Below are 23907 nucleotides of genomic sequence, written 5' to 3'. Positions count from 1 at the left end.
CCTTGCCGCAACTTACAAGGCTACCATGTCGGTTCCCGGGATTCGGGGCGGCAATCCCGGGAACCCGTTCACTCGCTTCTCAACGCTTCGGTCGGGGTGAGCCGGGCGGCGCGCGAGGCCGGATAGAGTCCGGCGAGGATGCCGACCGTCACGGCCGCACCCCATGCGAGCGGCAGACCGCCCCAATCCAAGGCGAGCGGCTGCCCTGCCGCGACCGCCACGCCGCAGGCCACACATGCGCCGATCAGGATGCCGGCCAACCCTCCCAGCGCGGAGAGCATGGCCGCCTCGGTGACGAACTGCATGCGAATGTTGCCGGGTGTGGCGCCCAGCGCCCGACGCAGGCCGATTTCGCCGCGGCGTTCCATGACGGTGACGATCATCATGTTGGCGATGCTCATGCCGCCCACGGCGAGCGCGATCACGCCGATCATGAGGCCGAGCGTGGTCAGCGAGTCATTGGTGACGTTGCGCGCCTTGGACAGGTCGGCCGATGCGGTCACGCTCACGTTGCCGCCGGTGAGATTGGCCGCGTGGGCGATCATGCGGCGCAGTGTTTCGGCGTCGCCGGGCTTGGTACGCACCCAGATCGCACTGATCTTGGCGATATCCGCCGCCTGGTCGGGATAGTGCGCGAGCGCCCACGTTTTGCCGATGATGGCGGACGTGTTGAACGCTTCGGCCTGCGGCAACGGATCAAGGATGCCGACGACCCCGTACCATTCGTCGTCGATGAGCACGCGGTCGCCGATGCCGGTGATGCCGAGCCGCCATGCGGCCTCCGAGCCGAGGACCGCGACGGGCAGGTGCTCGTTGTTTCGATCTATGCCATGGCCGTGCGCGTAGGTCGCGCCGATCGCGTCCAGTGCGCCGGGGGCCATGATGTTCAGGGTGAGCGCGTTGCCGTTGGATGCCGGCACGAGCTGGTTCTTGAAGATCTGGATCTTCTCGGGCGGCGTGTAAAAGACACCGACCCGTTCGGCGGACGGCTGGCGGGCGATCGTCTCGGGCGCGTAGTCGGGCAGCGGAATGGTCTGGCGTGCGGCATCCTGCCCGGGAGTGACGACCTGCAGGTTCGCGCCGAGCGCGTCGAGCCGGGCGAGCAGCGCCGCCTGGTTGGAGGCCGCGATGCCGGACAAGGCCACGTAGGCGGCGACGCCGAGCGCGATACCGAGCGAGGCGAACACGGTGCGCGAGACGCGTCCGGTCGCGCCGATCCACGCCGCGTGCATGAGATCGGCGATGCGTGTACGCAACGGTTTACGCATGAATGTCCTCCTCTCGTACCGCCTGCTTCCCCGTCACCTCACGTACCACGCCGTCGCGGATGTGCAGCCGTCGCGGGAAGCGCGCGGCCACGTTCGGGTCATGCGTGACGACGACGAGGCCCGCGCCGCTTGCGGCCGCGTCGAACAGCAGGTCGAGGATCGCGTGCCCGGTGTCGGTGTCGAGCGCGCCGGTCGGCTCGTCGGCGAAGATGATGTCGGGCCGTTTGACGAGCGCACGGGCGATGGCGACGCGCTGCTGTTCGCCGCCGGACAGTTGCGACGGCCTATGGCGCAGGCGATGTTCCAATCCGACCTGCGCCAATGCGACGGCCGCACGGTCGTGACGTTCCGCGCGCGGCAGGGTCGTGTACTGTAGGCCGACCATCACGTTCTCCAACGCCGATACGCTGGCGATCAGATGGAACTGCTGGAACACGAAGCCGATGCGCTCGGCGCGCAGGTCGCTGCGGTGCCGTTCTCCCATCGCGGTCACGTCGTCGCCGTCGTAGCGCAACGTGCCGGACGTGGGCATGTCGAGCGTGCCGAGCAATGACAGGAGCGTTGATTTTCCGGAGCCAGACGGACCCACGATCGCGATGCGTTCGCCGCGTATGATCGTCAGGTTCGTCGGATGCAGGATCTGCGTCATCGTCCCGTCCTTGCCGGCAAACGCCTTGGTGACGTTTTCCAACGTCAGCAGAGGATCCGTCACGACACCACCACCTTGTCGCCGGTCTTCAAGCCGTCGGCCTTGGTGAGCTGCACCTGCGCGTCGGCGACCAGTCCGATCTCGACCGGCACGCGCACGAGCGCGTCGCCGCGCACCACGTCGACCGCGTACGTGGTGCCGGCGGAGGCGACGATCGCGGTCACCGGCACGATCAACGTTTCGGTATTCGCCGACGCGGACGTGTTCGGAATGACAAGGCTGACCGCAACCGGCCCGAACTGCGCGACCTGCGACTGGTCGGGGAAGTCGACGCGCGCCGACGGCGAGGTCACCTGCCCGTCCGTACCGGTGGACTGGCCGCCCTGGTCGACGGCCGTGAGCGTCGTGTCGAGAGTCGTGTTGTCGGGCAATACGACCTGCGCCTTGTCGCCGGCCTTGAACGTGGCGGCCTGTGTGGCGGTGAGCGTGGCCTCGACGTGCAGGGTGACGTTCGTGTAGCTGGCGGGGCTTACGTTCGACTCCCCCAGTTTCGCCTTGACCTGCGTGATGCGGATCGGCGCGGACGAGGCGAGTGCCACGGACGACGGCTGGAACACGCCGTCCGCCGCATCGCCGGTCAGTCCCAGCGACCGCTGCCATTGGCGGACCGCCTCGCGGGTCAGCCAGTCGAAATGTGTGTCTGGCGTACCGCTGAAGAAGCCGAGTTTGACGAGGTTCTGCTCGAGCTGGGTCACGTCCGGACCATCCGCGACATCTGTCTGCAGGGTGCGCCAGAACGGGCGCTCGCCGTGGAACAGCGGCACGGGCACGCCGTCCATCTCGTACACTTGTTCGCCGGTGTTGATCTGTTTGCCGGCGACCGGCAGTTGCGTGATCGTGCCGGTCGCGGCCGCGAAATCGTTCGCCTTGTCGTATTGCAGGGTCGCGCCGAGCCTGGTTTCGGCGTTGAGCACGCCCTTGGTGACCGACGCCGTGCGCAGCGTGGCCACGTCGACGGTCCGCGACGCCGACGAGCCGGACTGTTCGCCCGCGGTCAGATGGCTGATCAGGTTCCACGGTTTCGTCACCGCACACGTTGTGACTAATCCGGCGATGACGACGATCGCCATGATCGCCGCAACGACCTTGCGTCGTCTGCCGAACCGTCGCGTTTCCGTTCGTGTCATATTCGTTGCTCCTTGACGTGAGTTCATCAATGTCTGTCATGTCGACGGAGGCGCAGCCGGAGCAGAGACATCCTTTCCTGTCGGACATTCCCGTGCAAGATTTCTCGACTCGCCGCGCTCGTTCGAAATGACCGACACCGCCCGACGCGCTCACTGCGCGTCGCGCATCACCTGCGTGTAGTCGTAGCCGAACTCCTCGGGCGTGCCGTCGAAACCGAACGAGACGCCCGTCTCGCCCACCGGGCAGTCCTTGAGGAAGCGGCGGAACTCCTCCTCGCTCACGGTCTTCGGGATCATGATCGTCGTCGGATTGTCGCCGTCCGGGTCCGCGACCCAGCCGTACCCTTTCTCGCGCGCCTTCCTGGCGAAGTCGAGCGCCGCCTGCTTCTGCGCGTCGGAGACGGGCGTCTGCATGTCCGCGCCTTGCACGGGCTGGGTGAAACCCGGCACCTGCGCCTGGCACGCCGCGTAATCCTGCTGCTTGGATTCATACGGGCTGCCGGCGAGCGCGGTGGCGTCCGCGAACATGACCCACACCTTGTCGTCCTCGACGGATGTGAACGTCGCGCCCGTATACAGTTGCTGGGCGTCGGAGTCGACGGTCATGCCGTTCGAGTCGCCGCCGACCGGAACCGGGTTGCCGGCCTTGTCGATCATGCGCAGTTCGACCGCGTTCTTCACCGTCGGCGCCTTGGATGCATCCGCGGAACCGGACATGTCGGGTGCGGCCGCGGCCTGTGCCTCGATACCCTTGCCAGTGAGGCATGCGATGAACTTCTTGACGTTTGCATCGGTCGACACGGCGGCGTCGTTACCGGAAGCGGCGGTGTTCGACGGGTCGCCGCCGTTCGCCGTGAGCGGCGTGGAGCAGCCGGCGAGCGCCGACAGGGCGAGCGTGGATGTGAGGGCGACGGTCAGGATGCGTCGGTTGCGGTTCATGGTTCCTCCTTGGGATCGGTGTCGTCATCCATCCAACCGTGTCGTCCGTGGCGTGTCGGTGAGGTTCGGTCTTACCTTCGCATTACCGACAGGACGGGAGGATGGGGATGATAATGGGTGGAGCACCCGAACCGTACGCATCGCACGAAAGAGGCACGACATGCGAATCCTGATCGTCGAGGACGACCGCGAACTGGCCGCCGCGTTGGACGACGCGCTGCGCTACGAAGGCTACGCGACGAGCCTCGCCGCGACCGGCACCGAAGCGTTGCAGGCGCTCGCCGACCAGAGCATCGACATAGTGCTGCTCGACCGTGATCTGCCGGTGCTTTCCGGTGACGCGGTGATGGCGACGATCGCCGCGAACCGCATCCCCGTCGCCGTCATCATGCTCACCGCCGCGGCCGAAGTGAGCGACCGGGTCAGCGGCCTCGACCTCGGCGCCGACGACTATCTGACCAAACCGTTCGCCTATCCGGAACTCCTCGCCCGCATCCGCGCGCTGCAGCGGCGCTCCGGCAAGTCCGCCGCTACCGCGGCGGTGTTTACGCGCGGCGACATCACGCTCGACACGACGCGACGATTGGTGTTCCGCGACCACGGGCGTACGCTCGTCAAACTCACGCCAAAGGAGTACGGCGTATTGCTCGAGCTCATGCGCGCCGACGGCGGCTACGTGAACGTGCCGGAACTCTACGAGGCCGTATGGGACGATCCGACCGCCGCGGAACCGGCCGACGTGATCAAGACCACCGTGTACTTGCTGCGCCGCAAGCTCGCCGACCGCGACGCGATCGTCTCGACCCGCGGGGAAGGATACCGGCTGCGATGAACCGTATGCGAACGATCTCCGCGCGGTTGAGACCGCGCACGTTCCGGGCCGTCATGGTGCTGTCCATCGCGGTCATCGCCATGCTGATGATGGCGGCCGTCATCATCACGCAGAACGTCATCGTCGCCCGCGTCGCCGCCGAACAGAACATGGCCGTCATGTGCGTTTCCTCGTTCGACTCGTCTGGCTCGTCCAACTCATCGGGCGGCACCGATGCCGACTCCTCGGATACGAAGTCGGCGGATGTCTGCGATCAAGGCGCGGTCACGCTCGGCGACGGGGCGAACATCGACGTGTTCGGCCAATCCGATGCGGACCACTACTCGTTCGGCATCGCCCGGACCGTGGACTCGGTCACCAGTTCGTTCGTGAACACCATGCGGGCGTCGTCCATCGTCATGATGGTCGTGTTCGGACTGCTCGCGCTTGGCGTCGCATGGATCGTCGGCACGAAGCTGTCGAACCGTGTCGCCGACGTCGGCCGGCAGGTCGAATCGCTCGACCCGGACGATCTGCACGCACGGATCGACGATACGCATAGCCAAGACGAGATCGGCCGGCTGGTCACGTCGATCAACGGTCTGCTCGACCGCGTTCAAACCGCGTCCGAGGCGGAGCGACGGTTCGTGTCGAATGCGTCGCATGAACTGCGCACGCCGATCGCCGCCGTCGAAACGAACCTCGACGCGCCGCTCGCCCAAGGCCGCTTCCCCGCCGACGTGGAACCGTCCGTGCGACGCGCGCTCGCCGCGAACCGGCGTGGCGCGCAGCTCGTACAGGCGCTGCTCACGTTGTCGCGCATCCAGAACGGCGCGATCGGCGGACGGCGGACGGCATCGGGCATGCCGAACGATGGTGCACATGATGCCGCGCACGGCAAGACGGTACCGCAGGCCGCGGCGAACGCCGCCGTTGGCACGGCCGATGTCGCTCGCGCGACGGATCTGACCGGCTGCGTGAACGACATGGTCGACGACATCTCGGACGATGCTGCAACGCATGGCATCATCATGTGCACCGACGACCTGCCGTCCGTGCATGTGACGGCCGACCGTGCGCTGCTCGAACTGGCCGTGGGCAATCTCGTCCGCAACGCCGTCGTGCACAACGTGGACGGCGGGTCGATCGACGTTGCGATTACGACGGGCGAAGACGGCGATGGCGTCGGCAACGTGACGTTGGTCGTGACGAACACCACCGACGAGACGTTGCCCGACGATCTCAATGATCTGATCCAGCCGTTCCATCGCGGCGAGCATTCGCGCATCAGCGCCGTGCCCGGCGTGGGATTGGGACTGTCGATCGTGGACGCCGCATGCGATGCGATGGGCGCGACGCTCGACCTGTCACAGCCCGATTCCGCCACGTTCCGTGCGACGATCCGGTTCTCTCGTTAGCATTCCCGCTCCACTAGAAGTGGGAGCAGGTTATGGTCACCGCGTGTATTCCTCGAGCGTGATGCCGCGGTCGTGAATGGCTTTGGCCACGTCCGCGCCAACAAACCGGTAGTGCCACGGCTCGTATTGGTTGCCGGTCACGTCGGTTTTGCCGTCCGGGTAGCGCAGGATGAACCCGTATGCCCACGCGTTCGCGGCGAGCCAGTTATACACGCGCTGGTTGGCGTCCGCGTTCGCTGCGCCAACCGCATTGAGGTCGACGGCCAGTCCGATCTCGTGTTCGCTGGTACCGGGGATCGCGACGAGCTGTTCTGCCTCACGAGTGGCGTCTTTGGCGCTCATGCCCTGGTTTTCGTACAGGAAGACCTTGTCGCTCATGATCTGCTGTTGCTGCGCGTGGGTGCGGTATCCGGCCGTCACCTCCGGGTCGAGCCCGTCGGCACGCATCGCGTCGAACATGCGCTGCAGGTCCGGGTAGATGCGCGAGTCGACCTGCTGGCCGTTGGCAAGCTGCGTGAGTTCGGGCGCGGGATAGTCGTCAGGGATGCGATGCCAACGGTTGACGACGATCATGTTCCATGACTGCGCGGAATATTTGGCCTCGGGGATACCCGGGGCGAACGGCCCCCAGTGGGCGATGCGGCCGAGGCCGAACAGCGCGCCGACGATGAGCGCCACGGCGGCGATCATCGTGACGGTCAGACGCGCCACGGACTTGGCCATGCGCTCGCGCCGGTATTGCGCGAAATTGCGCACCGCTCCCCTGCCGTTTGCCGCTGACCGGCCCTTGTGGCCGTTCGCATTCATGCACCCCGATGCGACGGGGCCCATCGTGGTTCGTGTCATCGTTCATCCCTTTCCCTGCCGACGGTCGCACCGCGGTTGGCGTGCAGCCGAATCCGCGTGCAATAGAAAACCGTTGCGATACCTCTCAATCGTAGGAATCGCAGCGGTTTCGCACTATCGGCCGGCGGGATGAACCGACCCTGATCCTTGGGGATGACCGCCCGGAATCAACCCCTAAGGGTCACCCCGAACCGGCCGTCTCGGCCGCTCTCCGGTCAGTGGGTCTCGCCCATGATCTCGGTCGCGTCGGTCGTCGCGGTCACGGCCGCTTCGATCGCATATCCGAGGGCCCTGGCCATCGTGGCGATCTCCATGACCGGCGTGCCGTTCGCCTTGCCGACGCCCTGTTCGACCGCGTACGGCACGTGGATGAAGCCGCCCTTGACGCCGGGGAACCTGCGGTCGAGCAGGTAGAGCACGTGGTACATGATCGCGTTGCACACGTAGGTGCCGGCCGTGTACGACATGAACGCGGGAATGCCGTGGTCGTTGATGTTCTTCACCATCGCCTTGACCGGCAGGGTCGCGAAGTACGCGGTGTCGCCGTCGGCGCGCAGAGGCGTGTCGAACGGCTGTTCGCCGTCGTTGTCGGGGATGCGCGCCTCGGCGAGGTTAATCGCGACCTTTTCGACGGTGATCGCGGAGCGGCCGCCGGCCTGGCCGACGCACAGCACCCAGTCCGGCCGTTCGCGTTCGATGGCCGCCTCGACGACCTGTGCACTGCGCGTGAACGCGGTCGGGATCTCGAGTGTGACAACCGTCGCGCCGGCGATCTCGTCCGGCAGCAGTGTGACGGCCTCGAACGCGGGATTGACGGATTCGCCGCCGAACGGGTCGAATCCGGTGACGAGGATCTTCTTGGACATAACTGCTCCTTACCTACCTGCGCTGGAATGACGCCACGGCCGCTCATACGGACCTGCGCATGCCACAGCGTAGCGCGGGATCCGACGCATGTTCGGCACCCCTTCGCTATAGTGGACGGTTGGACTTTGACCGGCACGCGGCATGCGGGCCGGCATATGACGATACGCGACGCAATACGACGACACAGGCGAAAAGGACGGACGAACAGGCATGGCCATCGAAGCGCAGGGACTTGAGATTCAGATCGGCGCGCGCACGCTGCTGCACGCCACCGACTTCCATGTGGCCAAGGGCGACAAGATCGGTCTGGTCGGTCGCAACGGCGCCGGCAAGACCACGCTGACGCGCGTGATCACCGGCGACATGCTGCCGTCCGCCGGCAAGGTGCGCGTCTCCGGCAAGCTCGGCTATCTGCCGCAGGACACGCACGCCGCCGACCAGACGCAGACCGCGCTCGACCGCATGATGAGCGCGCGCGACATCGCGACGATCATCGCCCGCATGCGCAAATGCGAGAAGGAAATGACCGATCCGGACCCGGACGTGATGACGCGTGCGATGAACCGGTACGACAAGATCATGCAGGACTTCGACAAGGCCGGCGGCTACGCGGCGCAGTCCGAGGCGATCGCCATGGCCGACAGCCTGGGCCTGCCGCAGGACGTGATGAACCGCGAGCTCGGCACCCTGTCCGGTGGCCAGCGCCGTCGCATCGAACTGGCCCGCATTCTCTTCTCCGACGCGGACACACTGATCCTCGACGAGCCGACCAACCATCTGGACGCCGATTCGATCGAATGGCTGCGCGGGTTTCTGAAGAAGTTCGAGGGCGGCTTCCTCGTGATCTCCCACTCGACCGAATTGTTGGACGAGGTCGTCAACAAGGTGTGGCATCTCGACGCGCAGCTCGGCCAGATCGACATGTACTCGCTCGGCTGGAAGGCGTACCTGCACCAGCGCGCCGTGGACGAGGAGCGCCGCCGCCGTGAACGCGAGGTCGCCGAGAAGAAGGCCGAACGCCTCATGAAGCAGGGCATCCGCCTGCACGCGAAGGCCACCAAGGCCGTGGCCGCGCAGAACATGATGCGCCGCGCCGAAAAACTCCTCGAGAACACGTCCGAGGCGCAGAAGAAGGAGAAGGTCGCCGACATCCGCTTCCCCGAACCGGCGCCCTGCGGCCGCACGCCGATCATGGCGAAGGACATCTCCAAGGCGTACGGTTCCAACATCGTGTTCGCCGGCGTGAACCTCGCCGTCGATAAGGGCTCGCGCGTGGTCATCCTCGGCTACAACGGCGCCGGCAAGACCACCACGCTGCGTCTGCTCGCGCACATCGAACAGCCCGACACCGGCACGGTCGAATACGGCCACGGCTGCAAGATCGGCTACTTCGCGCAGGAGCACGACACGCTCGACCTGAACGCGACCGTGCTTGAAAACCTCACGCACGTCGCGCCCGAGCTCAACGACACGCAGGCGCGTTCCATCCTCGGCTCGTTCCTGTTCTCCGGCGACGACGCGTTGAAGCCCGCCCGCGTGCTCTCCGGCGGCGAGAAGACCCGACTCGCGCTCGCCACGCTCGTCACGTCCCGCGCGAACGTGCTGCTGCTCGACGAGCCGACCAACAACCTCGACCCAGCCTCGCGCGACGAGATTCTGAAAGCCATCGCCAAGTATGAGGGCGCGATCGTGCTCGTCACCCACGACGAGGGCGCGGTGCAGGCGCTCAACCCGGAACGCGTGCTGCTCATGCCCGACGGCGACGAGGACCTCTGGAACGACAGCTATTTGGAGCTTGTCGCCGAGGAATAGCGGTTGTGCGATAACGGAGCGTCCTCCACGTTGCTCCTCGGTCGACGTGCTGAAGCACGCCTTCCCTCGGTGCGCCTTGAGGCCGCACACGTTATCGCGCACCGTCCTTCATCATTCGCCGCAGGTCCCCGATGCTCCTACAATGTGTGGTGTTTCAAGGCACATCATGGGCAAGAGGGAATCATGAGCGAAACGCATAACCGGATTGCGGCCGACGACGCGGCGATCCACCAACAGACCAAGCATGCAGGAGCCGCCGTCAAAGCGGCCCTCGCCGCGAACATCGGCGTCGCGGCCGCCAAACTGTGAGCGGCCGCGTTCACCGGATCATCCGCCATGCTATCCGAATCCGTGCACTCGATCGCCGACTGCTCGAACGAGATCGTCCTCATGATCGGCGGCCGCTTCTCCAAGCATCGCACCGACGGTGACCATCCGTTCGGCCTGTACCGTGCGAAATACCTCGCGTCGTTCGTTGTCGCCACGCTGCTGTTCTTCGTCGGCGGCTTCTTCTCCACCTCCGAGGCGGTCAAGAAGATCATTGCCGTCGCCGCCGATCCGGCGTTGCGCGACGCCAACCAGATCGAACTGACGGCCGCGCTCGTCGTGGTCGTCGTCAGCGCCTGTCTCGAAGGCTACGGCCTGCATTCGAGCGTCAAAGAAGCGAACGAACGCATGACGCGCACGCGCACGCCGCACATGGGCATCTTCCGGTTCTGGCGGCGCACCAAGTCGGCCGAACTTGCCTCCGTCATCATGGAGGACACGCTCGCGCTGATCGGTCTCGCGTTCGCCGGAGCCGGCATAGGCCTCGCGATCATGCTCGACGATGAACTGTGGGATGCGATCGGCGGCCTGATGGTCGGTCTGGTATTGATCGCCGGTTCGCTGCTGCTCGCGTTCAAGTCCGGCTCACTCTTGCTCGGCGAGACCGTCGACCGGGTGACGCGCGACGAGATCGTCGCCGCGGTCACGTCGACGCCCGGCGTGGACCGGCTGCTCAACATGCAGACGATCCACATGTCCGAAGACGACATCCTGCTGTGTCTCAAGGTCGAAACGTCGAAGCTCGACCGCGACTACGACGTGGAAACGGTCGACAAGATCGAACGCGCGGTGCGCGGCGCACTGCCATGGTACCGGTTCGAAATCTACGTGGAACCCGATGTCTTCCGCCCGGAGGCGCACCGCAACGCGAACGCGAACGCGTGACATGACCGGTGCGTGGGACGCGCGGCGTACCAAGTCGGCCGGGTTGCGGTAAGGTTACGCAACGTACCAACCAATCGCAATGCGCAACCGATGCGCAAGATCGTGAGGAATCATGGCATATTCGCACAACGCGCCGTTCCGCGCCGACGTGGTCGGCAGCTACCTGCGTCCGGCCGAGCTCAAGGCCGCCCGCGCCGACTATGAAGCCGGTCGGATCGACGCCGCCGCGCTCAAGGCCGTCGAGGATCAGTGCATCACCGAGCTCGTCGCCAAGCAGAAGGCCGCCGGACTGCACGCCATCACCGACGGCGAGTTCCGCCGCGGCTGGTGGCACCTCGACTGCATGTGGGGCTTCGCCGGTGTTGAGAAGGTCTCCATCGACCAGGGCTACGTGTTCCACGACGAGGTGACCCGCGCCGAATCCGCCCGCCTATCCGGCAAGATCGCGTTCGACAGCACGCACCCATTCGTCGACCACTTCCGCTTCCTCAAAGCTTTCGAGGACGACACGGTCGTGGCCCGCCAGACCATCCCCTCCCCCTCGCAGCTGTACGCCGAGCTGTTCCGTCCGGAGAACATCGCATCCGTGCACGAGTTCTACGGCGACGACCAGGCCGCCTACGACCAGCTGGCCGACGACACCGCGGCCGCGTTCCACGGCCTGATCATGGCCCTGTACGAGGCCGGCTGCCGCAACGTGCAGCTCGACGACTGCACGTGGGGCATGTTCTGCGACCCGAACTTCAACTCCCACTACACTCCCGAGGAGTTCGCCGCCATGCAGGAGCAGTACGCGGCGATGAACAATGCGGCGATCGCCGACCTGCCCGCCGATCTGGTGGTCGCCACGCACGACTGCCGCGGCAACTACCATTCGACGTGGGCGTCCGCCGGCGGCTATTCGGTCGTGGCCGACGTGTTGTTCGGCAAGGAGAACGTCGCCGCCTACTACCTCGAGTTCGACGACGACCGTTCCGGCGACTTCGCCCCGCTCGCCAAGGTCTCGGGCGACAAGAAGGTCGTGCTCGGCCTGATCACGTCGAAGAAGCCCGAGCTCGAGGATCCCAAAGTCATCAAGGCGCGCATCGCCGAGGCCGCGCAGTATGTGCCGCTTGACCGTCTGTGTCTGTCCACCCAGTGCGGTTTCGCCTCCACCGAGGAGGGCAATAAGCTCACCGAGGAGCAGCAGTGGGCCAAGATCGCGCTCGTGCAGTCCATCGCCAAGGAGGTCTGGCACGACTGATCTCGTCGCGAGGCGAGCCGTCATGACATGAGAACGGGGTTGTGGCGGCCGGGGAGAATTTCCCTCCGGCCGCCACAACCCCGTTCTCGTATGTTCGGGCTGTTTTACTGCTCGTCCGCCTTCGCAGCTGCCTCGTTGATGCACCGGATCGCGTTGAGCGTGCGTGGATAGCCGATGTACGGCATGCACTGCGAGATGACCGCGATCAGGAACGCCTTCTCGTTGCCGACCTTGAGGTTCGCGCCCGCATGCGCGACCAGCTGCGGTTCGCAGCCGCCCTGCGCTGCCAGGAAGCACAGCGTGATCATCTCGCGCTGGCGATGATCGAGTCCGCCGCGCGTGTAATAGTCGCCGAAGCAGTTGCCGGCCAGCCATTTGTTGATATGCCGCGTCTCCTCCGGACCGGAGTGCGCGAAGCCGCGCATGTGCTCGCCGAAGATGTCGACCTGCGCTTTCTCCCCGGCATCCACACGCGTTTCCGGCGTGGTGGTCGACTGCGGTGCGAGCGGCAGGGCGATGTTCTTCGACTCGAACACCTCGTTGGTCTTCTTCAGGAACGGCAGCACGCGGCCGAACCCGAGATAGGCGACCGACTGGTACACGATCTCCTTGATTTCGACAGGACTGACCCCTGATTCCAGAGCCACCGGCACCATCAGCTCATAGTCATCAAGCCCCTGGCATCCGATCAGCGTGGCGAGGATCGCCATCGCCCGCGTCGCGTCGTCCAAATCGGGATGGTTCGCTCCCGGCTCGTTGATCACCTCGTCATACGCGAAATTCGAGAACAGTTCCACGAATTCGGGATCGGTTTCGGCCAGCGTCTTATCGCTGTTCCAGAATTTGTTCATGCTGTTGCGCAGCCCCTCGAACATGTTCGACTCCTTGAAATCCGTTCATTGTATGGTGGTCACTGTCCGGCTTTGCCGCCGACTTGCAGCCGCTTGACCTTCTCCACGATATCGCGGTTCTCCTCAAGCAGTTGCTCCGCATCCTGCTCGCGTCCCTCGGCGATGGCCCGCCAATACAGGGTCTTGAACGAGACGTACGCCTGCTGCATGCGGATACTCTCCGCCTTGGCCGCCAGCCGCAATGCCTGCGCGTCAAGCAGTTCCATCTGCCGGCGCGCCCCGTCCGGACCGTCGAAACGGTTCCTCAGATACGCGCGCATCGCATCGATCGGCATGCCCGTGGCCGCAAGACAGGAGACGATGGAGATCGCTTCGAGATCGTCGTCGGAATATGCGCGGTGCCCGGAGCTTGGATCGCGCGCGATGGGGTCGATGATGCCGATCTGCTCGTAATAGCGCAACGTGGATTCTGGCAGTCCGGAAATCAATGACGCCTCACGGATCGTGTGCCAAGTGGTGGTCGTGGTGCTCATGATTCGTACTCTAGATACTTCAAGCACTCGAAGTAAACCGACGACACGCCAGGCATGTCCGCGTTCGCCATTCGTTCCCGTCCGATCATCGCGTGGCACGGGGCACTAGACTGTTTTGCCGACGACAGGATGCGCGGGCATGGCGTTTGCCTCCACGCGGAAAGGAACGCGAGCAATGGGACTCTTCGCAACGATCGAACATCTATTCAATCATCAGATCGGTCGTCAGGCGACGATCGGCCAGCCGCTGACGCTGAAGGACGCGAAACAGGTGCTGTCCGTGATCGCGGTGCATCAGCCTCTGGCGGATATGCGCAAGGTCGCCGACGCGGTCAGGGAGATACAGGACACCACGCCGCAGTATGTCACGTTCGGCATGTCGCACTACTACAGCGAGCCGAAACGCGTTCGGTTCCAATCCGAAGGCGGCAGATTCGTCGACGCTGATGCGATCGCCACCGCATACGCGCAATCCGCCGTGCTGATCGACGAATGCGACATACAGCATCTTATGGGAGACATCGCCGACAACCGTGAGCATCGCGATCCCGAACACACGCCGGCCGTGCCGATCGAGCCGCTGGTCGCGGCGACCCGCGAACGGCTCGACGGGCCTATCGCCGGTCGCCGCGCATGGCTGTTCGCCCTGTACGATCAGCTGGATGACATCGACGAGGCGACCAAACATGATCTTGCGCCGTTGGCGGCGGCACTGTCCTCGGCCAACGGCCATGTCTCGACATCGAACGGTGCCGTGCATGATGCGACGAAGGAAACGGTGGCCGGTTTGGTCGTCGCACTGCTGTTCGACGACCAGACCCACTCGTCACAGGCTTCAGGTGGGGACGAGCGCACGGTGCTTGCCGCCCCGCAGACGCCGTCGACAGGCTACATGGCCGCCGTCGACGTTTTTCGCCGGCACGGCGTCGCCGTCGCACCGAAGATCACCTTGGACGATTAACCGAACGACGTCCGGAGCTGCCGGTTCATGACCGACGCTCGAACGCCGCCTTGGTCTTGGCAGCAAGCTGGCCGCACGCGCCGTCGATATCCTGACCGCGCGTGTCACGCAGCGTCGCAGTGATGCCGGCGGCGTGGAGGATGTCGAGGAACCGCTGTTCGTCCTCGGGCTTCGACGCCGTCCAGCGCGATCCCTCGATCGGGTTGAGCGGGATCGGGTTGACGTGCGCCCAGTCGTCGCCGTAATGGTTGAGCCGCTTCGCCAGCAGACGGGCATGCTCGGCCTGGTCGTTGATGCCGCGCATGAGCGCGTATTCGATGCTGACGCGGCGTTTGGAGGCAAGGAAATAGTCATGCGCGGCATCCAGCACCTGCGTGGTGTTGAACCGGCGGTTCATCGGCACGAGCTCGTCACGCAATTCGTCACTTGGCGCGTGCAATGACACAGCAAGACGCACCGGAATGCCCTCGGCGGTGAGTTTCTTGATGCCGGGGACGACGCCGACGGTGGAAACGGTGATGTTGCGGGCCGAGATGCCGAATCCCTCGGGCGGCATGGCGCTGATCTGACGCACCGCGGACAGCACGGAATTGTAGTTGCCCATCGGCTCGCCCATGCCCATGAACACGATGTTGCTCAGTCGGCCCGGGCCGCCGGCGACTTCGCCGTCGCGCATCATGCGCGCGGCGACACGCACCTGTTCGAGGATCTCCCCTGCGGACATGTTCCTGGTAAGTCCCAGTTTGCCGGTGGCGCAGAACGGGCAGCCCATGCCGCAGCCGACCTGCGAGGAGATGCACAGCGTGGTGCGCGTCGGATAACGCATGAGCACCGATTCGATGTGCGATCCGTCGAACAGGCGCCACAGGGTCTTGATGGTCATGCCGTTGTCGGCGACCTGCCTGGTGACTTCGTGGATCAGCTCGGGGAAGAACGCCTCGGCCGCTTCGGTTCGCTTGGCGGCGGGGAAATCGCTGAATTCCTCGGCGTTCACGTCGAAATGGCCATAGTAGTGGTTGGCAAGCTGCTTGACGCGGAACTTCGGCAGGCCCAGCTCCTTCGCCTTGTCGATGCGCTGTTCGGCGGTCATGTCGGCGAAATGCAGCGGCGGCTTGCCCCGTCGTGCGTGATCCTTGGACAGCACGTCGCGGAACGCGCCGCTGGTGCCGCCGGGCGTGATGCCGGTCTCCGGCATATCGTGGTGTTCGCTCATGTCATGCTCCGATCATGAAGAATGCCATCCCGGCCCGTGGCACGGAATGGCATTTCGATTGTCATCGTTGTTCGTCAGTCTCTCCGGGACGAATCACAGCCCGGTGGCCCATAGCAACAGGCAGGTGAACGGCGCCGACAGCACGATGGAGTCGATGCGATCCATCACGCCGCCGTGGCCCTTGAGCAGATGGCCCATGTCCTTGATGCCGATGTCGCGTTTGAGCATGGACGCGCACAGATCACCGAACGTGCCGACGACGCCGATCATGATACCGGCGACGACCGGCACCCACCAGCGGTCGGCCCAGCGGGACGGTTCATACGTGCAGGCGAAGATCGCGAACGCGCCGGCCATGGCGAACAGCATGGAGCCGATCAGTCCCTCCACGGACTTCTTCGGCGAGATGCGCGGGCTGAGCTTGTGCTTACCGAACCATGCGCCGGCGAACAGGCCGCCGGTGTCGCTCAGGGCCGGCAGGAACACGAGCATGATCGCGTGGGCCACCGGATGCCCGTTGAACGTCAGCGGGATCACGATGCACGAGCCGAGCAACGGGATGTACAGCAGCGTGAACAGCGAGACGGCCACGTGGCTAAGCCGGCTGTGATGCTGTTCGCCGCCTTCGTGGTTGAAGGAGGATTCCAGGCGCGCCGCGGCGTCGGTGTTGGCGAGCTTGCTGGCGACGGCGGTGGACAGCCTGGTGCCGATGCTCACCTTGGCGCTGGCGGACAACGCCACCAGCACCGCCGAGACCATGATGCACATCGCCATGGCGACGATGTGGTACGGGCTGTAGTATGCCGCCACCAGCGTGACGGTCGAGCAGATCCACAGCATGATCACCGGAATGTGCAGTCCGGCCGTCGCGAAATCGACGCGCAGCTCCCACAGCGCGAGCATCATGAACACGACCAGCAGGGCCACGAACAGATCGATGCTGATCAGCAGGCATGCGAGGATGATGGCGATCAGGATCACTGCCGTCGCAATTGCCTGCGGCATGTTACGGCCGGTCTTTTTATTGATCGCGTCGATGGCCTCCTCGGCCTCCTGCTCACGCTGCGCGCGCGTCTCCATCACGTATCTCCCGTTTGTCGTCCGACATCATGAAGGCTCCCCTATATGGGGAAGCCGGTGCACAGGGGCCTGTTCAGACCTCCATGATCTCCTTCTGCTTGGTCTCGAGCAGCGCGTCGAGCTCATCGGTGACCTGCTTGGTGACCTTGTCGAGCTCCTTGAGCAGACGATCGCCCTCGTCCTCGCCCATGTCGCCGTCCTTGACGGACTTGTCGATGGACTCCTTGGTCTTGCGGCGGATGTTGCGCACGGCGACCTTGCCCTCCTCGGACTTGGTCTTGGCGAGCTTGACGTATTCCTTGCGACGTTCCTCGGTGAGCTCCGGCATGGTCAGTCGGATCACGTTGCCGTCGCGGCGCGGGGAGGCGCCGAGATCGGAATCGCGCAGCGCCTTCTCGACGGCGTTGGCCTGCGACGGATCGAACGGGGAGACCGACAGGGTGCGCGGTTCCGGAACACCGATGGTGGCGACGGACTTGAGCGGCATGGTCATGCCGTAGGACTCCACGGTGATGCCGTTGAGCAGCGCCGGGTTGGCGCGGCCGGTGCGGATGCCGGAGAAGTTCTCCTTGGTGTTCTCGACGGTCTTCTTCATCTGGTCCTTGGCCTGTTCGACAAGATTAGCCATGATGTGTTGCTCCTTTGGATTGGTTGATGGTTGCTGTATTCGTCGTTGAATGCGCCTGGGCGCGTCCGGTGCCGTCAGTCGGCGAGTGTGGATTCGGCATCGGAGACAAGCGTGCCGATACCGTCGCCGAGCAGCGCCTTGGTCACGTTGCCGGCGCCCTCGAGCCCGAACACGCGGATGCACTGCTTGTTGTCGCGGGCCATCGACAGCGCGGACGCGTCCATGACGGCGAGGTTGTCGACGAGCGCGCGATTGTAGTCGAGCGTGGCGAACCGCTGCGCATCCGGGTGCTTGCGCGGATCGGCGGTGTACACGCCGTCGACGCCGTTCTTGCCCATGAGGACCTCATCGCAGTGGATTTCCAGCGAACGCTGGATGGAGACGGTGTCGGTGGAGAAGTACGGCATGCCGGCACCGGCGCCGAAGATGACGACGCGGCCCTTTTCAAGATGGCGGATGGCCTTGAGCGGGATGTACGGCTCGGCGACCTGGCCCATGGTGATGGCGGTCTGCACGCGGGTGGCCTGGCCTTCCTGCTCGAGGAAGTCCTGCAGCGCGAGGCAGTTCATCACGGTGCCGAGCATGCCCATGTAATCGCCGCGGGAACGGTCGATGCCGGCCTGCTGCAGTTCGGCGCCGCGGAAGAAGTTGCCGCCGCCCGTCACGATCGCGACCTGCACGCCCTGCTGGACGGCGGGCACGATCTCCTCGGCGATGCGACGCACCACATGCGTGTCGATGCCGACCTTGCCGCCGCCGAACGCTTCGCCGGACAGCTTGAGCAGCACTCTGCGAGGCTTGTTTTCTCCAGTCATACACAGCCTTTCTTCAACCGGCCCGTGAACCGATATGGTCCGACGGACCGTAAATTTACCGTCTATCAGACTATCCGTAAACTACGACAGCGCCGGTTCATGGCTTGTGCGCCCGTCTGCAGATCGTCCTTCGTCGTCACCGCAGGGTCGCGGAACGCGCATATCGCACGACGTTCTCGGTCACCTCGCCAAGATAGCGCATCGAGGTGCGCCAGTCCCCCGGAATCTCGATCGAATGGTTTGCATCGGCGTATTCGTGGACCTTCGCGCTCAGACGATGCGCGCGTTCGCTGTCGTACAGAGGATCGGCGGTGCCTGCGCAGATCAGCGGGTCGGGAGCGTGCCCGGCGTGGTAATCCGTGTCGCCCGGCACGGGGATCACGGAACGGGCGGGATCGAAATCGGCCGGGGAGAACACCGGCGTCAGCAATGCCATCGGCACGCCGAGTTGCGCAACGTGCGGATAGATGAAGGTGGACAGCGATTTGCCTACGACCAACACATCCGGCATGGATCCGTCGCCGGCGTCGGCACGCACGTCGTCCAGCCACTGGTCCACCGCCGCGGACAGCATGGCGAAAATACGGGGCGCAGGAGTCTTCGACAGGTCGGCGTTCACGTCCAGCCGGTCGGCGTGCCAACCGTCCTCGACCAACGCCGTCGCCGCGTAGTACAGCAGCGGACGATCGCAGTTGTAGCCGGTGCCCGGCATCAGCAACACGCGTTTGGCCGCGTCCTGCGCGGCGATCCTGTTCTTGCACCAGCCCCGTCGTGCGCAGGTGGGCTTGATGCCGCCCTTCCCCATCGTTGTCTCTATCATGTGGCTCCCTCATGTCGTTTCACAGGTCGGATGGTGATTTCCGGGTACCACTATAGACCGATGAAGATGCAAAAAGACGGACCATGCGCCTTGGCATGATCCGTCTTTGTCAGTGCGGTTCAGCGTGAGCCGCCGTGTGATGAGGCATGAAGCCTAGATCACTCGGCGTCCTCTTCGCCCTTGCCGACCTCGATGCGCGCGAAAGCGGTGGCCTTGCCGCCGACTTCCTCGAACAGCTTGCCGACGGTCTTGGACGGATCCTTGACGAACGGCTGCTCGAGCAGCACGACTTCCTTGTAGAAGGCGTTGAGACGACCCTCGACGATCTTCGGGACGATCTTCTCCGGCTTGCCTTCGGCCAGGGACTTCTCGGTGGCCACACGACGCTCGGACTCGACCACATCGGCCGGGACGTCCTCACGGGTCAGCCACTTGGCGCCCATCGCGGAGATCTGCAGAGCGGCCTCGTGGGCCACGGCGGCACCGGCCTTGTCGGTGGCGATCATGGCGACGATGCTCGGCGGCATCTCGACGGACTTCTTGTGCGCGTAGATCTCGACGTGCTCGCCGGAGATCTTGGCGAACTGGCCGACCTTGACATGCTCGCCGAACAGGGCGGCGGCCTCTTCGATGGCGACCTTGACGGTGCCGTCCTCGGCCTTGGCCTCGAGCAGTTCGTCGGCGGAGTTGGCGTCGGCGGCCACGGCGTAGCCGAGCACGGTGTCGGCGAACTCGACGAACTTCGGGGTCTTGGCCACGAAGTCGGTCTCGGAGTTCAGCTCGACGGCGTAGCCGGTCTCACCGTTCGCGGTCTCGACGACTTTGGAGGCGATGGTGCCTTCCTGGGCCTTGCGGCCTTCACGCTTGCCGGCGGCCTGGATGCCCTTGGCGCGGATGATCTCCTTGGCGCGTGCCACGTCGCCTTCGGCCTCGGTCAGGGCCTTCTTGACGTCCATCATGCCGGCGCCGGTGTCCTCGCGCACCTGCTTGATCAGAGCTGCAGTGATTGCTGCCATGTTTGTCTCCTCTAGACTCGATGTGTTCCCATATATGAATGGGAGACGTTGCCGCCTCCCATCATAACGGATGCTCAGGCCTGGGCTTCGCCCTCGGCTTCAGCGGCGGCGGGAGCGGCCTGCGGGGCGTTGCCCTCGGTCAGCAGCTCCTTCTCCCAAGCGGCCATCGGCTGCTCGGTCTCGCCCTCGGCCTTGGCGGCCTTGCCGGAACGCTCCAGCAGACCCTCGGCCACGGCGTCGGCCATGAGGCTGGTCAGCAGCTCGATGCCGCGGATGGCGTCATCGTTGGCCGGGATCGGGTACTCGACGGCTTCCGGATCGGCGTTGGTGTCGACAAGGGCCACGACCGGGATGCCCAGCTTGTGGGCTTCCTCGACGGCCAGGGCTTCCTTGTTGATGTCAACGACGAACATCGCGGAAGGGGTGCGGGTCATGTTGCGGATACCGCCCAGCTGCTTGGACAGCTTGTCCTTTTCGCGCTCGAGCAGCAGCAGTTCCTTCTTGGTCAGACCGGAGCCGTGCACGTCGGAGAAGTCCATCTCCTCGAGCTCCTTAAGACGGTTCACGCGCTTGGACACGGTCTGGAAGTTGGTCAGCATGCCGCCGAGCCAACGCTCGGAGACATACGGCATGTTCACGCGGGTGGCCTGGGCCGAAACGGCTTCCTGAGCCTGCTTCTTGGTGCCGACGAACAGCACGGTGCCGTTGTGGGCGACCGTGGTCTTGATGAAGTCGTACGCCTTGTCGATCATTTCGAGCGACTTGAACAGGTTGATGATGTGGATGCCGTTGCGCTGGGTGAGGATGAACTGCTTCATCTTCGGGTTCCAACGACGGGTCTGGTGACCGAAGTGGAGGCCGGCCTTGAGCATTTCGCTCATCGTGATCTGTGCCATAGTGCACTACCTTTCTTGTCGGTTATTGCCTGGCCATGCGCGCCTGCGTGCAGCATACGCCCTTGCGGGGCTCAGCCGACCGACACAGGCCGTCGCGGACATGGCGCGATATGTCGTGTGCCGGTTGACAACAGTTGGTTGGCTCGGGCCGCCTGCGACTGCGGCCGTTGCCGGATGGCACACGAAGTTTCAGAATACTATGTGCCGCATACAAATGTGCCGCGCCCATCGGTCGGCGACGGGCGCGGCACATTTGCATGCGGTATGGAAGGATGCGGACGCTCACTTCGCGTGACTGCGCATGTAGCGCATGGCCTCGCGGCGCTCCTCCTTCTCGAGCCGGTCAAGATAGACGTGCCCGTCGAGGTGGTCGCATTCGTGCTGAAGCATGCGGCCCATCAGGCCGCTACCTTCGAGCACCACTTCGTTGCCGTCCAGATCGATGCCGCGTACGCGGGCGTAGTCGGCGCGCCGCGTCTTGTACCACAGGCCGGGCACCGACAGGCAGCCTTCGTCCCCGTACTGTTCGCCGCGCTTCTCCTCCATCACCGGGTTGAGGATGTAGCCGATCTTGCCTTCGATGTTGTACGAGAACGCGCGTAGGCTCACGCCGATCTGGTTGGCGGACAGGCCGGCCCTGCCCGGGTCGTCGACGGTTTCCAGCAGGTCGGCGACCAGCCGGCGCACGGCCGGCGTGATGGACGTGATCTCGTCGCACGGGGTGCGCAGCACGGGATCGGGTACTACTCGGATTTCTCGGATGGCCAATTGTCACTCCTCGTTGTCTGTACCGGCGGTCTTGCCGTCTGCCTCGTTCGTCTCGCCGCTGTCCGACTCGGTCTCGGGATCGGCCTGCTGACGCTTGATCCTGTCCTGCATGGTATCAAACGCCTGGCGAACCATCGGCGTCACGTTCTCGGACGCCTGCTTGACGCTTTCGGACGCCTGCTTGACCGTCTCGGTGGTCCGGTCGAGGATCTGCACGGTCTTCGGCAGCGGGCGAGCCGGCGACTTGGACGTGTAGATCTCGTTTTCGATCACGTCGGCGTAACGCTGCAATACCTTCGGGCGCACGACCTTCATACTGGCGGTCAGTGTGCCCTTGTCCTGGCTGAAGGTGTCGTCGAGAATGACGAACTTGCGTACCGACTCGGCGCGGGACACATTGCTGTTCGCCTGGTCGATGTACTGCTGGACGAACGCGCGGACGGCGTCCGACTGCGCGACCTCCCCCAGCGGCATGTCGGGGTCGAGACCTTGGGATTCGAGCCAGGACCGGGTCATCTCCGGATCGAGTTCGATGAGCGCGGAGACGAACGGCTTGCCGTCGCCGACCACGACGGCGTGTGAGACGATCGGACAGGTGCCGATCGTGTCCTCCATCGGGGCCGGACTGATGTTCTTGCCGCCTGCGGTGATGATGATGTCCTTCTTGCGGCCGGTGATGTAGATGAACCCGTCGTCGTCGATTGTCGCGAGGTCTCCGGTATGCAGCCATCCATCCGGCTCGAGCACTTCCTTGGTGAGCTCCGGCTGCTTGTAGTAGCCGAGGAAGACGCTTTCGCCGCGGATGAGCAGTTCGTCGTCGTCGGCCAGCTTCACCTCGGCGCAGCCCGGATGTCCGACCGACCCGACGCGGTTGGAGTCCTGGAAGTTGACCATGCACGGCGCGGCCGTCTCGGTCATGCCGTAGCCCTGGATGAACGTGATGCCGTCGAGGCCGTTGAAGAAATGGGCGAGGTCGACGTTGAGCGGCGCTCCGCCGCAGGCAAGGTACTTGAGATTCGGTCCGAGGGCGGAGCGGATCGATGCGCCCACGGTCTTCATGAAGAAGGCATGCTCGAGCCGGGACCTGACCGAATGCCGGCCGGTGTCCTGCTCGTCCTTCGACCACTGCACGAAATGGGAGACCGCCTTGGCGAATACGCGTCCCTGAATGCCGTTGCCGGCCTTCTGCGAGGCGGCGTTGTAGACCTTCTCGAACACGCGCGGCACGCCGAGCAGATAGGTCGGCTTGAAGCTGCGCAGGTCGGACAGCAGATGCTTGGCCCCCGGAATGTATCCGACCACGCCATGCGACCCGATCGCCACATACTGAATGTACCGGGCGAAGCAGTGCGCCAGCGGCAGGAACAGCAGCAGACGGCTCGGCTGGTAGAGCATGTCGTTGAGCACCTCGTAGCCGTTGAGCACGGTGTGGGTGAAGTTGCGGTGCGAGAGCATCGCGCCCTTCGGCTTGCCGGTGGAGCCGGACGTATACACGATCGTGGCCATGTCATCGGCCTTGACGCGTTCGATGGCACGGTCCAGATCCTCGTCGGAGACCGACTCGCCGAAGTCGGCCACCGCATCGAGGCCGGCGGCCTTGAAGTTGAACACGTATTTGAGTCCGTCTCGGCCGACGCGGATCTGATCCAGCACCTGCGCATGCGCGTAGTCGCCGGCGAAGGCGATCACCGGGTTCACGTCTTCGACGATGTTCGCCGCCTGCTTGGCTGAGTCCGTCTCGTAGACCGGCACGCTGACCGCGCCGATGGCGGCGCACGCGAAATCGACGACGCCCCATTCATAGCAGGTGGCAGAATAGATGAGCACCATACTGCCGGGCTTGACACCCAGCCCCATGAGTCCCTTGGCGATCTGACGTACGCGTGCGCCCATCTCGCCGGCGGTCACGTCATGCCATTGACGGGTCTCATCGTCCTGCCATTGGGCGATCAGATCATCGGGATCGTGCTCGACGCGGTTGGCGAGCAGCGAGTAGATGGTGTCCTTCTCGGTCGTGGGCCGAATCGTATCCACTGAATATTCACGCAACATACGGAACATAATAGCGCCTCGC

At 64.6% G+C, this 23907-nt stretch carries 22 protein-coding genes and 1 pseudogene; 6 read left to right on the top strand and 17 right to left on the bottom strand.

The window, feature by feature from the left end; translation table 11 throughout:
• Positions 1–68 precede the first annotated feature (68 nt).
• The 4 genes from JS541_RS07235 to JS541_RS07220 all read right to left on the bottom strand — a co-directional run bounded on the left by JS541_RS07235 (position 69) and on the right by JS541_RS07220 (position 4043).
• On the bottom strand, positions 69–1268 hold the full coding sequence (locus JS541_RS07235; protein ID WP_221343554.1) for an ABC transporter permease: 1200 nt from the start codon (positions 1266–1268) through the stop codon (positions 69–71).
• On the bottom strand, positions 1261–1980 hold the full coding sequence (locus JS541_RS07230) for an ABC transporter ATP-binding protein (RefSeq protein WP_346428300.1): 720 nt from the start codon (positions 1978–1980) through the stop codon (positions 1261–1263). The genes JS541_RS07235 and JS541_RS07230 overlap by 8 nt, the downstream gene beginning before the upstream one ends.
• Positions 1977–3104 (bottom strand): peptidoglycan-binding protein, encoded by a 1128-nt coding sequence (locus tag JS541_RS07225; RefSeq protein WP_214373782.1) that lies wholly within the window; start codon positions 3102–3104, stop codon positions 1977–1979. Before JS541_RS07225 ends, JS541_RS07230 begins: the two co-directional genes overlap by 4 nt.
• A 150-nt stretch (positions 3105–3254) precedes the next feature.
• Positions 3255–4043 carry a hypothetical protein gene (locus tag JS541_RS07220; RefSeq protein ID WP_214373781.1) on the bottom strand — a complete coding sequence of 263 codons (789 nt, stop codon included), beginning with the start codon at positions 4041–4043 and terminating at the stop codon, positions 3255–3257.
• 160 nt (positions 4044–4203) lie between these two features.
• On the opposite strand from JS541_RS07220, the gene JS541_RS07215 reads away from it, so the two are divergent.
• Both JS541_RS07215 and JS541_RS07210 read left to right on the top strand, forming a co-directional pair.
• A complete protein-coding gene (locus tag JS541_RS07215; protein ID WP_214373780.1) occupies positions 4204–4875 on the top strand; it encodes a response regulator transcription factor in 672 nt (223 codons plus the stop codon).
• Entirely contained in the window at positions 4872–6272 is a 1401-nt protein-coding gene (locus JS541_RS07210; RefSeq protein ID WP_236036861.1) for a HAMP domain-containing sensor histidine kinase, read from the top strand. Before JS541_RS07215 ends, JS541_RS07210 begins: the two co-directional genes overlap by 4 nt.
• Positions 6273–6308: 36 nt before the next feature.
• On the opposite strand, the gene JS541_RS07205 is transcribed toward JS541_RS07210, so the two are convergent.
• Both JS541_RS07205 and pcp read right to left on the bottom strand, forming a co-directional pair.
• Positions 6309–7118, bottom strand: coding sequence for a M15 family metallopeptidase (locus JS541_RS07205; RefSeq protein ID WP_236036862.1), 810 nt, complete (start codon positions 7116–7118; stop codon positions 6309–6311).
• Positions 7119–7333: 215 nt separating this feature from the next.
• Complete coding sequence (gene pcp / locus JS541_RS07200) at positions 7334–7984, bottom strand: pyroglutamyl-peptidase I (RefSeq protein WP_214373779.1); 651 nt, start codon at positions 7982–7984, stop codon at positions 7334–7336.
• Between the two features lie 211 nt (positions 7985–8195).
• On the opposite strand from pcp, the gene JS541_RS07195 reads away from it, so the two are divergent.
• The 3 genes and pseudogenes from JS541_RS07195 (at position 8196) to JS541_RS07185 (ending at position 12252) form a co-directional block, all read left to right on the top strand.
• On the top strand, positions 8196–9797 hold the full coding sequence (locus JS541_RS07195; protein ID WP_214373778.1) for an ABC-F family ATP-binding cassette domain-containing protein: 1602 nt from the start codon (positions 8196–8198) through the stop codon (positions 9795–9797).
• Positions 9798–9980: 183 nt separating this feature from the next.
• Positions 9981–11009: pseudogene (locus JS541_RS07190) on the top strand (cation diffusion facilitator family transporter).
• Between the two features lie 112 nt (positions 11010–11121).
• Positions 11122–12252 carry a 5-methyltetrahydropteroyltriglutamate--homocysteine S-methyltransferase gene (locus JS541_RS07185; RefSeq protein ID WP_214373777.1) on the top strand — a complete coding sequence of 377 codons (1131 nt, stop codon included), beginning with the start codon at positions 11122–11124 and terminating at the stop codon, positions 12250–12252.
• Positions 12253–12356: 104 nt separating this feature from the next.
• Here the strand turns inward: JS541_RS07185 and JS541_RS07180 are convergent, their stop codons facing one another.
• A complete protein-coding gene (locus tag JS541_RS07180) occupies positions 12357–13127 on the bottom strand; it encodes a carboxymuconolactone decarboxylase family protein (RefSeq protein ID WP_214373776.1) in 771 nt (256 codons plus the stop codon).
• A gap of 35 nt (positions 13128–13162) precedes the next feature.
• Positions 13163–13636, bottom strand: a complete 474-nt coding sequence (locus tag JS541_RS07175; protein ID WP_214373775.1) for a MerR family transcriptional regulator — start codon at positions 13634–13636, stop codon at positions 13163–13165.
• Between the two features lie 175 nt (positions 13637–13811).
• Here JS541_RS07175 and JS541_RS07170 point away from each other — a divergent pair, with 175 nt between their 5' ends.
• Positions 13812–14597, top strand: a complete 786-nt coding sequence (locus JS541_RS07170) for a hypothetical protein (protein ID WP_214373774.1) — start codon at positions 13812–13814, stop codon at positions 14595–14597.
• 25 nt (positions 14598–14622) lie between these two features.
• Here the strand turns inward: JS541_RS07170 and rlmN are convergent, their stop codons facing one another.
• The 9 genes from rlmN to JS541_RS07125 form a co-directional block, all read right to left on the bottom strand.
• The gene (gene rlmN, locus JS541_RS07165; RefSeq protein ID WP_214373773.1) at positions 14623–15810 is read right to left on the bottom strand and encodes a 23S rRNA (adenine(2503)-C(2))-methyltransferase RlmN; all 1188 of its coding nucleotides are present in this window, start codon (positions 15808–15810) and stop codon (positions 14623–14625) included.
• Between the two features lie 93 nt (positions 15811–15903).
• A complete protein-coding gene (locus JS541_RS07160; protein ID WP_214373885.1) occupies positions 15904–16890 on the bottom strand; it encodes a phosphatidate cytidylyltransferase in 987 nt (328 codons plus the stop codon).
• 73 nt (positions 16891–16963) lie between these two features.
• Entirely contained in the window at positions 16964–17518 is a 555-nt protein-coding gene (frr, locus tag JS541_RS07155; protein WP_214373772.1) for a ribosome recycling factor, read from the bottom strand.
• Positions 17519–17592: 74 nt separating this feature from the next.
• Positions 17593–18333, bottom strand: coding sequence for a UMP kinase (pyrH, locus tag JS541_RS07150; protein ID WP_214373771.1), 741 nt, complete (start codon positions 18331–18333; stop codon positions 17593–17595).
• A 136-nt stretch (positions 18334–18469) separates the two neighbouring features.
• On the bottom strand, positions 18470–19045 hold the full coding sequence (locus tag JS541_RS07145; protein WP_236036875.1) for a hypothetical protein: 576 nt from the start codon (positions 19043–19045) through the stop codon (positions 18470–18472).
• Positions 19046–19311: 266 nt separating this feature from the next.
• Positions 19312–20169, bottom strand: coding sequence for a translation elongation factor Ts (tsf, locus tag JS541_RS07140; RefSeq protein ID WP_214373769.1), 858 nt, complete (start codon positions 20167–20169; stop codon positions 19312–19314).
• Positions 20170–20243: 74 nt separating this feature from the next.
• The gene (gene rpsB / locus JS541_RS07135; RefSeq protein ID WP_214373768.1) at positions 20244–21065 is read right to left on the bottom strand and encodes a 30S ribosomal protein S2; all 822 of its coding nucleotides are present in this window, start codon (positions 21063–21065) and stop codon (positions 20244–20246) included.
• Positions 21066–21347: 282 nt separating this feature from the next.
• Complete coding sequence (locus tag JS541_RS07130; protein WP_214373767.1) at positions 21348–21833, bottom strand: peptide deformylase; 486 nt, start codon at positions 21831–21833, stop codon at positions 21348–21350.
• Positions 21834–21836: 3 nt separating this feature from the next.
• On the bottom strand, positions 21837–23885 hold the full coding sequence (locus JS541_RS07125; RefSeq protein WP_214373884.1) for an AMP-dependent synthetase/ligase: 2049 nt from the start codon (positions 23883–23885) through the stop codon (positions 21837–21839).
• Positions 23886–23907: the final 22 nt, after the last annotated feature.

Source organism: Bifidobacterium sp. SO1 (assembly GCF_018555335.1).
GTDB classification, from domain to species: domain Bacteria; phylum Actinomycetota; class Actinomycetes; order Actinomycetales; family Bifidobacteriaceae; genus Bifidobacterium; species Bifidobacterium simiiventris.
The sequence above is the reverse complement of the archived record's forward strand: the minus strand, read 5'-3'. Positions and strand labels throughout refer to the sequence as shown.